Source organism: Nostoc sp. JL33 (genome assembly GCF_017114985.1).
Lineage (GTDB): Bacteria > Cyanobacteriota > Cyanobacteriia > Cyanobacteriales > Nostocaceae > Nostoc.
On sequence record NZ_JABXKP010000080.1, the window covers coordinates 42,304 to 57,068 of the forward strand.

The window sequence follows — 14,765 nt, forward strand, 5'->3', positions numbered from 1 at the left end:
AACTCAGCCGCTTCTGGTCTAGGCACAGTCAAACAATTTTGGATTTTAGATTTACGATAGCGTAGCGTTAGCGAGTCCGCGTTCGCGCAGCGTCTCGTAGAGAGCGTCTTTTGGATTGGAAGAAACCACAAGGGTGCGGGGCTTAGGGATTGAAGAAAAGATGATTTTAGATTTATTGGGCCTAGAAGGGGGGCTTGTACCGAAAAACCAATTCCATTATTCCATTAATCCAAAATCTAAAATTGGCACAGTCAACGTCCAAAATCCTGAGTGAAAATATTGATTATTGACTCTTGACTTTTAACAATTATTGTGTTCCTGTTTGATGTTGTAGCGTTTTTCTCACGGTAAATCCATAATGTTTATTTTCTCAGATCAAGGATGTTATCTAAAGAATATAAAGATTATGGATGAAATCGGAACATTTTTTGCTCAGTTGAGAGTGTGTTTCTGCAACCGAAGAAAACATTATAAATGGGAACTGACCTAATGAAACTGGCGACAACGCAAACAATGACGCAAAAATTTGCTCAATCGGTGGCTTTCATGGAACAAGCGAGAAATTTGTCCCTTTTGTTTTTCTACGGACACAGCATTGTTCGCTACCGCCTGGGGTTGATTTTTTTATTGGTGGTGGGGCTTTGTAGTTGTGGTAGTTTGCCTTCGTCTGGCTTGAATGGGGTTAACTTGAAAATTGGCACCAATGTCACCCCAATTCGAGAAATTAAACCAAAACAAGACAATCAGGCTATAGTTTACATCCAAGGTCAGGTAGAAAAGCAAGCTCCTCTAATGAAGGAGTGGGCTTATCAAATTAATGACTCGACTGGCAAAATTTGGGTTGTCACCCATCAAAAGAATCTGGCCGAGGGAGCGCAAGTAGTGATTAAGGGTAAAGTTCGCTACCGAAGTATCCCCTTAGCGGGGAAAGAATTGGGAGAAGTTTATCTAGAAGAAGAGTAATCAGCAATTAAAAATGAACAATCAACCGGTGCATGTAGCGATCGCAATTCTCTACCAAAAAAACAAGTTTCTCATGCAACTGCGCGACAACATCCCCGGTATTCTCTACCCTGGTTACTGGGCGCTATTTGGCGGTCATATCGAACTTGGTGAAACGCCAGAGGTAGCAGTGAAGCGAGAAATTTTAGAAGAAATCGGGTATATCCTACCACCTTTTATTAAATTTGGCTATTATCCCGACGAAAGAGTTGTTCGTCATGTCTTTCATGCACCACTTTTGATGGAATTAAATCAACTGGTTTTGAATGAAGGCTGGGATATGGGGTTATTGACCCCAGAAGATATTCGCCAAGGTAACTGTTATTCGCAAAAGGCTGGCGAAGTGCGACCTTTGGGAAGTGTGCATCAGCGAATTATGTTGGATTTTTTCGAGACAAATCAACAAGCCTAATCAAAGAGAATCACTATTTGCTAAACGGCTATTAGTTGCCCAGTTTGAAGTAGTGTGGAAAATATAGATATGGCAATGGATATGAGAACCAACTATGACTGAAGCAAAATCTAATCGTACAGTATGCCGGGGGAGAATCTTTCCACAAATTCAGTGGACTCAAGAACAGAAAGCCCAATGGAAAGCTGAACGCGAAGCATTTAAAGAGCGCTGCCAACCAATTTTTGCTCAGGTACAACAGTCGTTAATTAAAACTCACTATAACTGGTACATGGCAGTTGAGCCAGAAAGTGGAGAATATTTTATTAATCAGGATGCATTAGGAGTTGCACACAAAGCACATAAAAAATACCCAAATCCCAAATGCCACCATTAGGATTATTGCCCAGTTCCCAGAAGCCAGAATAAAGTTATAACTCTTGTGGAGTCACCCTAATGCAATCAGCAAACAAACTACCGCGATGGTTAACTATAGGATTGGCATTTCCCATTGCCATTCTCAACGGTTGGCTATTGCTCCAAGTTGTACAGTATTTTCAACCCTTGGTGAGCATTATTGCCGCCGCCATCTTACTGGCTTTTGTCTTGAACTATCCAATCCAGTTTCTCCAGGAACAAAGGGTAAAACGCAACCTAGCGATCGCAGGAGTATTGCTTTTGACTGTGGTGGTTTTAGGAGCTTTAGGCATCACCTTGGTTCCCCTGATTATCCAACAGCTCGTAGAGCTAGCTAATATTTTGCCCAGTTGGATTGATTCTGGTACTGTGCAGCTGCAAGCTTTCCAGGATTGGGCGTTAAGTCAACAACAGCTTCCGATTAATTTAAGTGGTTTATTTACCCAAGTTCTGGAACGATTATCTAACCAACTTCAGTCTTTCACTGGTAGAATTCTTGGTTTTGCCGTCGATACCATTGGTATTGTCCTCAACGTGCTGTTGGCAGTAGTGCTTACTGTCTATTTAATATTAAACGGCGAACGTCTTTGGGACGGAATTTTCCAATGGTTTCCCCCTAACATTGGGCTAAAGGTGCGGGAATTACTGCGAGAGGATTTTCACAATTACTTCATCGGCCAAGCAACATTGGGAGCCGTGCTAGGGGTGACAATTACACTGGCATTTTTGGCGCTGCAAGTTCCCTTAGCTTTACTTTTTGGCATCGGTATTGGTTTGTTTTCTCTCTTCCCCTTTGGTACGGGGGTAGGTATCGCCATAGTAAGTTTGTTGGTGGCATTGCAAAACTTTTGGTTAGGAGTTGAAGTTTTAGGTGTAGCTGTTGCGATCGACCAAGTTAATTCTAATTTTGTTGCACCTAGAATTCTGGGTAATTTGACTGGACTAAATCCCGTGTGGGTGGTGATTTCTTTGCTGTTGGGGGCAAAGTTGGGAGGAGTGCTGGGTTTATTAATTGCGATCCCTATTGCCAGTTTTATCAAGGATATAACAGATAGCTGGCGGGCTGGAGAGTTTAAGAAGATAGATGATATCGAATCAGAACCTGTTCCGATAATTAGTGAGAGAGCAGGAACTTATAGTTAAAGTTCAATAAATATGTAAGCAAAGGAAAATTGACAATTTTGGCTATTACTTACTGCTTGTTTTTTTTACAAGTTAAGAATTAAGTTGAAGTGGAATTTTAATAATAAACTCAGTCCCTTGGCCAACAACCGATATACATTGCAGTTGACCACCGTGTTTTTCCACAACAATTTGATAGCAGATAGATAGACCTAATCCAGTTCCTTTACCAACGGGTTTAGTGGTGAAAAATGGATCAAACAACTGATTTTGGAAACTCTCTGGAATTCCCGGCCCATTATCGGAAATGCGAATAATTACTTGCTTGTCATCAGTGAGTTCAGTACGAATGCAAATGTTTCCTTTATTTATTACCCATGACGGATGACTAATAACTAATGACTCTTCTATAGCATCAATAGCATTCGCCAAAATATTCATAAACACCTGATTGAGTAACCTAGCATAGCACTCAACTTGAGGAAGATCACCGTATTCCTTAATTATGTTTATGCTTTCACCGATTTTGTGATTTTTGAGACGACTTTGTAAAATTAGCAAAGTACTATCAATACCTTCATGGATATCAACTGATTTTCTTTCGGATTCATCGAGGCGGGAAAAATTTCGTAACGAAAGAATGATTTGCTTGATTCGCTTGCTACCAACCTCCATAGAGGTGAGAAGTCGGGGGAGATCAACGCTTAAAAAATCCAGTTGAATTTGTGCGATGTCTACGACGGGCTACGCCCATCGCAGTTTGAATTTCCGCTGATGGTTCAGGATAATATTGTTGGTACAATCTAATCAGATTGAGTAAATTTTGACTGTATTGGATGGCGTGAACAAGGTTGCCAGCAATAAAGTTGACCGGGTTATTGATTTCGTGGGCAATACCAGCAACGAGTTGTCCTAAAGCAGCCATTTTTTCACTCTGAATTAATCCCAAAATTTACAGTCTAGATGTGAGAATATAAAGTACTTCAGCTAATCCAATATTTCAAATTTTTTTTAACCATTCGATAACCTAATTTTTACTTATTGTCATAACAGGATATGGTAAACCTTTATCCTGTAATACTTCTTAAAATTGCGATTATTTAGTATGGAATTTCATCACCCATTGAAGCTAAACCGCCGCCAGTTTTTGCTCCGTTCAACTATCACAGCAGGCGGAATTATTGCTACAAATCTTGTATCCAAATCACAAGTTTTTGCTCAAGCACCTGCCATTATCACCTCTGATAAAATGCGTCCTGGTATACCTTATGGTGTAGCTAGCGGAGATATCTGCAACGATAGCATTGTCATTTGGAGTCGGAGCGATCGCCCTGCCAAAATGATCGTAGAATATTCTACTAACGAATCTTTTAAAAATGTGCAGCGAGTTGTGGGGCCTAATGCTTTAAAAAATAGCGACTTTACAGCCCGACTTTATCTGAAGAACCTCCCACCAGACCAAAAATTATTTTATCGGGTAATCTTCCAAGATTTAAATTATAAAACCACCTACAGCGCTCCTTTTCAAGGCACTTTCCGAACTCCCTCCAAATCGGGGCGAGATGTATTCTTTGTTTGGGGTGGAGACACTGCCGGTCAGGGATGGGGGATTAATCCTGATTTCGGTGGGATGAAAATTTACGAAACTATGCGTCAACTTAATCCCGACTTTTTCATCCATTCTGGCGATAATATTTATGCTGATGGCCCGATTGAATCAAAAGTAACTTTAGACGACGGCACTATTTGGAAAAACATCACCACACCAGAAAAATCCAAAGTGGCAGAGACTCTCACAGAATATCGTGGCAACTATATCTACAATTTGCTGGATGAAAACATCAAGCGTTTCAACGCTGAAGTTCCCATATTGGCACAGTGGGACGACCACGAAACAAGGAACAACTGGTATCCTGGGCAAATTATCCTCAACGATGACCGTTATACAGTTAAGGATGTTAACTTGCTAGCCGAAAGGTCAAGACAAGCGTTTTTGGAATATCTACCTATTGGATATACAACCGAGAATCCAGACAAAACGAGAATTTATCGCTCCTTTAAGCATGGGCCATTACTAGACATTTTCATGCTAGATGAACGCACCTATCGGGGGCCAAACAGTCCCAATAATCAGCCAGTACCAAGTAAAAAAACAGATTTTCTGGACGAAACACAAATACAATGGCTGAAAAGGCAATTGTTATCATCAAAAGCAACATGGAAAGTGATTGCTAGTGATATGCCTTTAGGGTTGATAGTTAAAGACGGTAGCACGGACTTTGAAGCTTGGGCTAACGGAAATGGCCCAGCTTTAGGAAGAGAATTAGAACTTGCCGATTTATTACGATTTATCAAAAACAAGAATATCCAGAATGTTGTTTGGTTAACTGCTGATGTACATTACGCAGCAGCCCATTATTACGACCCCGCGAAAGCGCAGTTTACCGACTTTAAGCCTTTTTGGGAGTTTGTCGCCGGGCCTCTTAACTCTGGCACATTTGGGCCAAACGAATTGGAAAATACCTTTGGCCCACAATTAATATTTCAAAGTCTTCCTCCAGGTACAAAAGCAAATCGACCCCCAAGTGAAGGTTTGCAATTCTTTGGAGGGGTAAAGATTGATGCTAATACAAAGGTGATGACGGTAACACTGCGTAACTTGGTAGGGAAAACTCTTTACAGTGTAGATTTGCCGCCAGAAGCATAAATCTCTAAAAGCACAGCGAAATTTAGCCAGTTAGATAGAGTAATTACGTAATTTTTTACTCTGTCTGCTGGTTTTGTTGTTTTTGGTGGGATGTTGAAAGATGAAAAACCTTGTGCGATGCCTGCGGCGGGCTTTGCCTACGCTACTGCTAGGAGCTAAATTTAGATAGGTACTGGATTTTTTAATTGCTATGCTGGCAAGCTACATTGACCAAGCAATGGAACTAGCGGTTTATGAGATCATTGAAGATGATCAAACTTATTGGGGTGAAATTCCAAGTTTACAAGGAGTCTGGGCAAATCATAAAATGCTAGAAGAATGTAGGCGAGAATTAAGAGAAGCTTTAAGTGATTGGCTGGCGCTACGGTTACGTTTGGGGTTAACGATTCCTGTAATTGCTGGTATCAATCTTAGCGAATTGAAAGTTGAAATTTAAACGCAGAGGAGCGCAAAGTTTTTGTATTAAGTCTGTCGAAATAGCAAAAGTAAATTTTTAGCATTTTTGGAGTTGGTCATGCTTAAGAAACTCATCCTAGAAAATTGGAAAAGTTTTCGTTATGCGGAGCTTCCACTTGACCCGTTGACTGTTCTGATTGGTACGAATGCGAGTGGAAAATCTAATGTAGCTGAAGCGTTAGAGTTGCTCAGAAGAATTGTCAGAGGTGAGGATATTGAAGTAGCTTTAGCAGGAAATAAAACTCTTTCCTCCATTCGAGGCGGTGTTGAATGGGCTGCTCTTAAACCGGAAACTCAATTTATATTAAAACTACTAGTTCAAGGTGAAGATGACAATACAGATTATTTTTATAGTATTACAGTACAAACTAAGCCAAATGTTCATATTGTCCAAGAATATCTTGAAAGACAAAAAATATCATCAGATTTTCAGGTTAGTCATGAAATTTTAATAAATAATAATATTTCAACCAATAAATCATATTTACCAGAAGTTACCCACTTGTTTGCACAAAGACAAAAGGAACGTGATAAATTGATGCTGGGACTTAGTAAGTTAAATAATGCCAACCAAGAGTTATTGCAAAAAGTTAATACACTCAAAGAAAATATAACTACTAATGAGGTAAAAACTGAAGTAACTATTGAAAAAATAGAAGATGTCAAGAAAATAACGAATGATTTGTTTGAAATCATCTATAAGAATGATAATAAGTTTAATTTGATTAGTGATTCTATTAAACTAATAGATATCATGATTTATAAAATTAGTAATATTTTTTTATTAAATCCCGTTCCTTCTATGATGCGTGATTATTCACACTTATCTAACATTTTAGAAAGCGATGGTTCTAATATTGCTGGTGTACTAGCAGCATTGGATGGTGAACAAAAAGCCGAAGTCGAATCAACTCTATCAGCATACATCAAAAATTTCCCAGAAGGCGATATTAAAAAAGTATTTGCAGAACCAGTGGGTAGACTTAAAACTGATGCGATGCTTTACTGTGAAGAAGAATGGAAACCTGGAGAGACGACATTAATAGATGCTAGAACTATGTCAGATGGAACCTTACGTTTTCTAGCAATACTCACAGCATTACTTACAAGACCAGAAGGTAGTCAACTTGTCATTGAAGAAATAGATAATGGGCTTCATCCCTCGCGTGCAAAATTGCTGGTAAGAATACTACGAGAGATTGGCAACAAAAGAAAAATCGATATTTTACTTACTACCCATAACCCAGCTTTACTTGATGCTTTAGGCCCAGAGATAGTTCCTTTTGTAGTTGTTGCACACCGCGATTCTGAAACTGGAGAAAGCAAACTTACCCTTTTAGAAGATATTGAAAATCTTCCTCTTTTGCTAGCATCAGGGACTTTGGGCAGATTAGCAACTAAAGGCGCAATTGAAAAGAGCCTTTCTGATAATAAGTAAAGCGAAATATGAGAAAGGTTCTGATTATTGACACATCAATACTCTGCGTCTACTTAGGTGTTCCTGGTAAAGAGACTTGTGGCTCTGATAATGATAAATGGGATAAAAAAAGAGTTGAAGCCCGTTTTAAGGCAGAAGAAAAACAAGGTGCAAAGTTTATACTACCAATAGCAACAATTATAGAAACTGGTAATCACATTGCACAAGCTAAGTCTAGGCGATATGAAATTGCTCAAGCTTTCGCTGATATTTTAGTGAAAGTAGCGGATGGATTGATACCTTGGGGAGTTTTTGAAACTCAAGTAGGTGAACTTTGGAATTCAGAACAATTAAAACAGTTAGCTACGGAATGGCCTACTCTAGCATCTAGAAAGATTTCCATCGGAGATGCGACAATTAAGACTGTGGCTGAATATTACGCTAAAGCTAGTAGCACATTCCAAGTAGAAATTTTTACGGGCGATGGGGGACTGAAGGCTTATGAACCAGCTACCCCAGAACGTAGACGGCGAAGCGATCGCACCAAGTAAAATATCCTTGAGCAATGTTTAACTCTTCCGTAAATCAGTTGTTGCTTCTAAAGTTATTTGCTTAATTACCTCTAAATCAAGTGGTGGTGTTTCACTTTCCATTCCCAACCATAAAAGATATTCAATATTTCCAGCAGGGCCAGTGATTGGCGACCAAGTTAAGCCTTTGTATTTCCATCCTAATTCCTGGGCTGCTTGCAACACCTGAAAAATGGCATCAGCTTGGTCATTTGGATCACGCACAACGCCTTTTTTACCCACACGCGATCTACCGACTTCAAACTGTGGCTTGACTAACAACACAGCTTCCCGATTAGCTTGAGTTAATTGCCACAAAGCAGGCAGAATCTTCGTTAAAGAAATAAACGATACATCGACCACCGCCAAATCAGGAATCGCGTCATCCTCGCCATATAACTCATCTGGTCGTAGTTGCCGTAAATTGGTGCGTTCCCGTAAAATTACCCGCGAATCATTTCGCAACCGCCAGTCAACTTGCCCATAACCGACATCAATTCCGTAAACTTGTTTCGCTCCAGCTTGCAAGAGACAATCAGTAAAACCACCAGTAGAAATCCCACCATCTAAACAAATGCGCTCTGCTACGGGAATGGCAAATACTGATAAAGCTTTGGAGAGTTTTTCACCGCCTCTAGAAACAAAAGGCGATCGCACTTTAATATTTATTTGGGCTGAAATATCAACTTCTGTACCAGGTTTATCAACTAACTGCTGATTAACAGTAACTTCCCCCGCCTGAATTAGCCGTTGTGCCAAGGCGCGAGAAGAACATAAATTTAACTCTACTAATAATGTATCGAGTCGCTGTTTAGCCAATTAACTAGACTCTCCTGGTAAAATTAAAGCCAAAGCACGATTGATGATTTCTTCTCGCTTAACCAGCTTTTCTAATTCTTCTGGCTCATAACGACCTTCTTCTACTTCTAGGGAAGCTTCATTACTGGCATTTAAATAGGCTTCTGCTAAGATTTCTAACAATTCTTCTGGCGCGAGATAATAGCCTCCAGCTTTACGCCGCTTATTTTCGCGTTGAATTTCCAGAACCGAATTCCGAATTGAGACTTCCCAAGAGCGAGTCGTGCGATTTTCAGCTTGTTGTTTAATTAGATGCAGCAGCAAAATCACTGCATAGCTACGAATCGTCTTGATTATGTCATTTCGGCTCATTTCTGTTAATTCTTCAACTATAATCAATGCCCCTTGAACATCGCCTTTAACAAGCAAGTCTTTCAAACTTAATAATTCTTCCATAATCAGCGCCTCAAACATCGGCAACTTCTATTGTGGCTCTATAAGATAAGCTAATGTGTTTCATCTATGAGCGATCGCATTCCTTAGTACAACATTTCATTAATTCATAGCAAATTCTCTGCGTCCCTCCGCGCTTCTCTCTGCGCGACGGCAGTCGCTACAACGGGGAGGCAGTCCGTTGGGCGGCTTTGCCGACTTGAAGGAACTGCCGTGGGAAAATACGCAACGCGCTGCCTCCACTTTGCGTTTAAATTTCAACCCTCAATTCGCCACGATTTTACGCAAACCTGCACTTAGCCAGTCTAATTCAACTGTCCAGCTTACAATAAACGCTAGAGGAGCTTTTCTTTGCTAACGGGACTTAAACATTTTTGAGGGATAAACGTTCAGAAAATATACCTTCATAGACTCGCTTGGGAACTTTCTTTGGCGGCGAAAACTTGGATAAAGCCCTTGTCAACGCCTGTTAGGGTTCATAAAAAAGCGATCGCCCCATAAAATCAAAGTGCGATCGCTATATTTTATACTTATTGTTGAATGACTAAATATCCTGTTCGCTCAACTCGCGTGTGATGTGATCAAATGGCTCATCCACAAAAGCAGTATTAACCACACCTGCGGCTGTCACTTGTTCCTTAATCAGATCCTTGAGAATCTGGATACCGCGAACCGTAGGCCCAATAGGCACTCCTAGAGAATTGTAAGTTTCTCGCAGCCCTTGCAGCACACGCTCATCCAACACATTTGTGTTCCCAGCAACCAGCGCATAGGTGGCGTAGCGCAGGTAGTAGTCCATATCCCGCAGACAAGCCGCATAACGACGAGTTGTATAAGCATTTCCACCAGGACGAATCAATTCTGGCAGTTCTTCAAATAATTTCAAACCAGCTTGCTTGACAAGTGCAGCCGCATTAGAATTTATCGCCGCCGCCGCTTGTACTCTTGCTGTACCACTGTCAAAGTAAGACTTCAGGCTATCGATCGCATTCCGGTCGAAATACTGGCCAGCTAGATCATAATTCTTAATTAAACTTGTTACCGCATCGCGCATTCCTTCTTCTCCCAATCATTGCTATTTATGGTTTGATATTTATTTGGCTGCACTTATGCACCAGTCAATTACACCAGTAAATTTTTGTGCTATTAAAAATAGATTCGGCACAAAAACAATTTATCCACTATCTATGGATTCTATGCCAAAGTTGACCCCTATATGATGAACTTTCCAGTTTTGTAGAGATGATCGCTGAAAGGTTAATATAATTTGATAATCCAGACATCTGTAACATAGACTACAAAATTCGCCAATGTCTAGTATTTAAGATATTTCAGGTGTGTCACGGCTTAATTGAGATCAGCAGGGTTAGGATGCTTTGGAAGATTCTGGTTTTATTTTACGGAAATTGGTAGAGAAGGAGTAACAATGACAACACCACAAGAAGTCTTGAAGAGAATTCAAGATGAAAAAATTCAGCTGATTGATCTCAAATTCATCGATACAGTAGGGACTTGGCAGCACCTCACACTGTACCAAAACCAAATCGATGAGACTGCATTCACTGATGGCGTACCTTTTGACGGTTCCAGCATCCGGGGTTGGAAAGCAATCAACGAATCGGACATGACGATGGTACTCGACCCCAACACTGCTTGGATCGACCCATTCATGGAAGTCCCAACGCTAAGTATAATTTGTAGCATCAAAGAACCCCGCACAGGCGAATGGTACAATCGTTGCCCACGGGTTATTGCCCAAAAAGCAGTAGACTACTTAGTTTCCACTGGTCTTGGTGACACAGCCTTCTTTGGCCCGGAAGCTGAGTTCTTTATCTTTGATAGTGCTAGGTTTGCCCAAACCGCTAACGAAGGCTACTACTTCTTAGACTCCGAAGAAGGTGCTTGGAATTCCGGTAAAGCCGGTACAGATGAAAAACCCAACTTGGGTTACAAACCACGCTTCAAAGAAGGTTACTTCCCAGTTTCACCAACGGATTCTTTCCAAGATATCCGTACAGAAATGCTGTTGGTAATGGCAAAATTAGGTGTGCCTATTGAAAAGCATCACCATGAAGTTGCTACTGGTGGTCAGTGCGAACTAGGTTTCCAGTTTGGGAAGTTGATCGAAGCGGCTGACTGGTTGATGATTTACAAATATGTCATCAAGAACGTTGCCAAGAAACACGGCAAAACCGTTACCTTCATGCCAAAACCGATTTTTGGCGATAACGGTTCTGGAATGCACTGTCACCAGTCCATCTGGAAAGATGGCAAACCTCTGTTTGCAGGTGATAAGTATGCTGGTTTGAGTGAAATGGCGTTGTACTACATTGGTGGTCTTCTCAAACACGCACCAGCGCTGTTGGCTATTACCAACCCCAGCACCAACTCATACAAGCGCCTAGTGCCTGGTTATGAAGCTCCAGTAAACTTGGCTTATTCCCAAGGGAACCGTTCTGCTTCTATCCGTATTCCTCTATCTGGCACTAACCCCAAAGCCAAGCGTTTAGAATTCCGTTGTCCAGATGCTACTTCTAACCCCTACTTGGCATTTGCTGCAATGCTTTGTGCTGGTCTCGATGGCATCAAGAACAAAATCCATCCTGGTGAACCCTTAGATAAGAATATCTATGAACTCTCTCCAGAAGAACTGGCAAAGGTTCCTTCAACTCCAGGTTCTTTAGAACTGGCGTTGCAAGCACTGGAAAAAGATCACGCCTTCTTGACAGAATCAGGCGTATTCACGGAAGACTTTATCGAAAATTGGATTGATTACAAGCTAGGTAACGAAGTCAAACAGTTGCAGCTACGTCCTCATCCTTACGAGTTTTACCTCTACTACGATGCTTAATTAAGTATCGTATCTATCTAAATATATAAGTTTTGCCACCCTAAAGTAGAGGGTGGCTTTTTTTTGCAGAGTTCTCAGTTGAGATATTCACTCCAAAAATCAACCTTAAAACTATTGAAACTTAGCTCATCGAAGCATGACTAGACCCATAAATCATCCGAGCGCTAGCATCTACCTTCCCTTGAATCGGGTTCCAATAGTAGGATGCTTCTTCAGGAAGACCAAGTTCTTGTGCAGCACGCATCAGCATTGATTGTTGACGATTCTTGACTTGCTGATGTTCACGTACCATTAACGCACGAGATTTATCTGCGATAGACATAACCATAGTCCTCTCTATTCTGTGAATATATAGTTTTTAGTTTCTTACAAGACTAATATAGCAAAAATTCTGTAACATAAGCTACTTTTTACAAAAATTTATATTTGCTTTTGCTGACAATATGAACTATTTGTTTCCCAAAAGCCGGAAAAATCTCTTTAATCCACCTCTGCCTTGAAGAAATACACCTCTCTCAAGACTGAACATTTATTCGTTACTTTTATTTACACTTGAGTTGAAAGTGATTAATTTTTGTAACTTATACTCATTTTTCAGTGACGCGGCACAGATACAGCAGTTGCAAAAAACTAAGTTACGAGCGAAATACAGATTTAGTTTACAAAAATTTACATAATTTATGACAGTTACCTACCCACGTAAATTTCAGAATGTTTTGGGTGCTAGAGATATATTGAAGCGGGTGGTATGCGATCGCGAAATCCATCTAATTACCCTCAACCGCTACCGTTATAGTGAACAACGCAGTTGCAAAGACCTGACTGAGGTAATTGAACAACTGAATGGGCAACCACCGGAACTGGTGCGGGATTTGTCTCATCACATCTCGGATGAAGCTCGTCATGCCATGTGGCTAACTGACTTGTTGATTGATTTGGGAAGCGATATAGGAACTCCTCCAGGAACTTCCTATATCGATGAATTTGATCGGCTGCTCGACAAAGACACCTATGACCCAAAACACAACCGAGACGACAGTATAATTGCTGGTTTAGCAGCAATTAACATTACTGAAAAGCGGGGTTGTGAGTATTTCTCTGCCCACATTCACGCCCTCAAACAAGCGCCACAGACAGAAGAAAACATCAAAATTCGGGAAACGATTGAAAAAATTCTCCCAGAGGAAGTGGGACACGTCCGGTGGGGTAATCGTTGGCTGGCAGAACTCGCTCGTAAGAGTCCAGAACATCGGCAAAAAGTAGAGCAAGCCAAGCGAAAATATACCGCAATTGAACAAGCAGCATTTGAATCGGGAATGGATATTACCTTGGGTGCAGAACTGCGGGGAGTTGCCAACCTGGTGGAAGTGGCAAATACCATGCCGCTTTGGCAACGTCCCCAGTACCTGATGGAACGCTTACCCCAGACTTTGCTAGCGCCTGAGTTGCAATTTACTAGGATTCAGGTTGCACAAAAGGCTTGGCAGCGCGATCCACAGGCGTTTATGGAGAAGTTTGTGCCAATGTTCCTCAACGGCATCCAGGGAAGAGAAATTAACGACAAGAAAACAACAGTGTAAAAGGGAGTGGGCATTGGGCATTGGGCATTGAGAAGAGGCAGAGGGGCAGTGGGAAGGGTGCAGAGGAGAGGAATTTTCTCCTGCTCCCTCATCCCCCCACTCCCCACTCCCCACTCCCTTTTCTTCATGTAAAATTCATCTAAAAAGGCCAGATGCAAAATTTTGCATCTGGCTTTGGCTGTAGAATAATTAAAATGACTAAGATGATCTAGCAGATCCTTCTTAATATTTATGCTTCGGCAAAGGACGCTAAACAGGTGTCGGAGCGAAAATCAATTAGTTGCTGATGTAGATAACCAGCTACTGAATGTATGAGAAAAAAACCTATTGGGAAATAAAGTTAAGTTGCCTGAAGACTGTTTCCTCAACAAGCAAAATGTCTGAATTAGATGTGCTTTAGATTAACTGATAGCCTAAGTAACATCAATTTATAGAGCAGTTGAGGATTGAGACGCAGAGTTTCCCACCGAATATGAGCAACAATTGTGTAGCTTTTGAGGAGTTGGTAATGCTATTGATCAAGGCACTTAATTTGATTTGCGTTTTGATCACCAGGATTGACACTAACTATATATACAAAGCTTGCAGTTGAAAAACTAAGCGATCGCTGAAGGTTTTCGTGTGTCAACTATATGTATCTCTGCCAGAAAAGCTGTGTAAAAGATGGTAGCACAACAGCCGTTTTTCTGGTACTTTGGTTCCTTTGGCAAAGGAGGCATTACCCTACGCTTGTTAAAGGACACCATAGATATTTCCGGATTTTTGGGTGATTTCTCGGCGCCCACTACCGCGATGACGTGGCGCATCATCTGCATTTTGTTCAGATGCCGCCGAGAGCCACTGTTTTGAAGCAGGCGTGGAAATCAGCCCATAGGATAAGTTATTCATTGCTTGGCAGTTATAAGCTAAGGGGCCGAACACCAGACTCGATACTAAAAGTGAAATGGCAGCACGCATAGAAGGTGTCTATTTTGAAACTCTCCACTTCACTGATACTTAGCT

General features: G+C 41.0%; 17 protein-coding genes and 1 pseudogene. 11 read left to right on the forward strand and 7 right to left on the reverse strand.

Translation table 11 applies throughout. The features are described 5' to 3' along the window. Positions 1 to 115 precede the first annotated feature (115 nt). The 5 genes from HWQ23_RS23710 to HWQ23_RS23730 all read left to right on the forward strand — a co-directional run bounded on the left by HWQ23_RS23710 (position 116) and on the right by HWQ23_RS23730 (position 2,953). Positions 116 to 274 (forward strand): hypothetical protein, encoded by a 159-nt coding sequence (locus HWQ23_RS23710; protein ID WP_292833675.1) that lies wholly within the window; start codon positions 116 to 118, stop codon positions 272 to 274. 200 nt (positions 275 to 474) lie between these two features. Continuing rightward, on the forward strand, positions 475 to 963 hold the full coding sequence (locus HWQ23_RS23715) for a hypothetical protein (protein ID WP_292833677.1): 489 nt from the start codon (positions 475 to 477) through the stop codon (positions 961 to 963). A 13-nt stretch (positions 964 to 976) separates the two neighbouring features. Beyond that, the gene (locus HWQ23_RS23720; protein WP_292833679.1) at positions 977 to 1,414 is read left to right on the forward strand and encodes an NUDIX hydrolase; all 438 of its coding nucleotides are present in this window, start codon (positions 977 to 979) and stop codon (positions 1,412 to 1,414) included. Between the two features lie 94 nt (positions 1,415 to 1,508). Then, positions 1,509 to 1,790, forward strand: coding sequence for a hypothetical protein (locus tag HWQ23_RS23725; RefSeq protein WP_292833681.1), 282 nt, complete (start codon positions 1,509 to 1,511; stop codon positions 1,788 to 1,790). Positions 1,791 to 1,849: 59 nt separating this feature from the next. Continuing rightward, entirely contained in the window at positions 1,850 to 2,953 is a 1,104-nt protein-coding gene (locus tag HWQ23_RS23730) for an AI-2E family transporter (protein ID WP_292833683.1), read from the forward strand. A 72-nt stretch (positions 2,954 to 3,025) separates the two neighbouring features. Here the strand turns inward: HWQ23_RS23730 and HWQ23_RS23735 are convergent. Further along, positions 3,026 to 3,875, reverse strand: a pseudogene (locus tag HWQ23_RS23735) (sensor histidine kinase); the annotation flags it as partial. 162 nt (positions 3,876 to 4,037) lie between these two features. Between HWQ23_RS23735 and HWQ23_RS23740 the strand changes: the two are divergent. The 4 genes from HWQ23_RS23740 to HWQ23_RS23755 all read left to right on the forward strand — a co-directional run bounded on the left by HWQ23_RS23740 (position 4,038) and on the right by HWQ23_RS23755 (position 8,063). After that, on the forward strand, positions 4,038 to 5,639 hold the full coding sequence (locus HWQ23_RS23740; protein ID WP_292833685.1) for an alkaline phosphatase D family protein: 1,602 nt from the start codon (positions 4,038 to 4,040) through the stop codon (positions 5,637 to 5,639). Positions 5,640 to 5,829: 190 nt separating this feature from the next. Further along, complete coding sequence (locus tag HWQ23_RS23745) at positions 5,830 to 6,075, forward strand: type II toxin-antitoxin system HicB family antitoxin (RefSeq protein ID WP_292833687.1); 246 nt, start codon at positions 5,830 to 5,832, stop codon at positions 6,073 to 6,075. Between the two features lie 78 nt (positions 6,076 to 6,153). After that, the gene (locus tag HWQ23_RS23750) at positions 6,154 to 7,533 is read left to right on the forward strand and encodes an AAA family ATPase (RefSeq protein ID WP_292833689.1); all 1,380 of its coding nucleotides are present in this window, start codon (positions 6,154 to 6,156) and stop codon (positions 7,531 to 7,533) included. A gap of 8 nt (positions 7,534 to 7,541) precedes the next feature. Beyond that, positions 7,542 to 8,063: a hypothetical protein gene (locus tag HWQ23_RS23755; protein WP_292833691.1), complete on the forward strand. Its 522-nt coding sequence runs from the start codon at positions 7,542 to 7,544 to the stop codon at positions 8,061 to 8,063. Positions 8,064 to 8,081: 18 nt separating this feature from the next. Here the strand turns inward: HWQ23_RS23755 and HWQ23_RS23760 are convergent, their stop codons facing one another. From HWQ23_RS23760 to apcB, 3 genes are all read right to left on the reverse strand, one after another. Beyond that, positions 8,082 to 8,900, reverse strand: a complete 819-nt coding sequence (locus HWQ23_RS23760; protein WP_292833693.1) for a TlyA family RNA methyltransferase — start codon at positions 8,898 to 8,900, stop codon at positions 8,082 to 8,084. Further along, positions 8,901 to 9,335 carry a DUF29 family protein gene (locus tag HWQ23_RS23765; RefSeq protein ID WP_292833695.1) on the reverse strand — a complete coding sequence of 145 codons (435 nt, stop codon included), beginning with the start codon at positions 9,333 to 9,335 and terminating at the stop codon, positions 8,901 to 8,903. Between the two features lie 541 nt (positions 9,336 to 9,876). Next, entirely contained in the window at positions 9,877 to 10,386 is a 510-nt protein-coding gene (gene apcB, locus HWQ23_RS23770; RefSeq protein ID WP_292833697.1) for an allophycocyanin subunit beta, read from the reverse strand. A 372-nt stretch (positions 10,387 to 10,758) separates the two neighbouring features. Between apcB and glnA the strand changes: the two genes are divergently transcribed. Further along, entirely contained in the window at positions 10,759 to 12,183 is a 1,425-nt protein-coding gene (glnA, locus tag HWQ23_RS23775; RefSeq protein WP_292833699.1) for a type I glutamate--ammonia ligase, read from the forward strand. A gap of 121 nt (positions 12,184 to 12,304) precedes the next feature. Here the strand turns inward: glnA and gifA are convergent, their stop codons facing one another. Further along, positions 12,305 to 12,505, reverse strand: a complete 201-nt coding sequence (gifA, locus tag HWQ23_RS23780) for a glutamine synthetase inactivation factor IF7A (protein WP_292790281.1) — start codon at positions 12,503 to 12,505, stop codon at positions 12,305 to 12,307. A 358-nt stretch (positions 12,506 to 12,863) separates the two neighbouring features. Here gifA and HWQ23_RS23785 point away from each other — a divergent pair, with 358 nt between their 5' ends. Beyond that, positions 12,864 to 13,763: a ferritin-like domain-containing protein gene (locus tag HWQ23_RS23785; protein WP_292833701.1), complete on the forward strand. Its 900-nt coding sequence runs from the start codon at positions 12,864 to 12,866 to the stop codon at positions 13,761 to 13,763. A 596-nt stretch (positions 13,764 to 14,359) separates the two neighbouring features. On the opposite strand, the gene HWQ23_RS23790 is transcribed toward HWQ23_RS23785, so the two are convergent. Continuing rightward, positions 14,360 to 14,509, reverse strand: coding sequence for a hypothetical protein (locus tag HWQ23_RS23790; RefSeq protein WP_292833703.1), 150 nt, complete (start codon positions 14,507 to 14,509; stop codon positions 14,360 to 14,362). Then, positions 14,496 to 14,720 carry a heterocyst-inhibiting protein PatX gene (patX, locus tag HWQ23_RS23795; RefSeq protein ID WP_292833704.1) on the reverse strand — a complete coding sequence of 75 codons (225 nt, stop codon included), beginning with the start codon at positions 14,718 to 14,720 and terminating at the stop codon, positions 14,496 to 14,498. Before patX ends, HWQ23_RS23790 begins: the two co-directional genes overlap by 14 nt. Between the last annotated feature and the right edge of the window lie 45 nt (positions 14,721 to 14,765).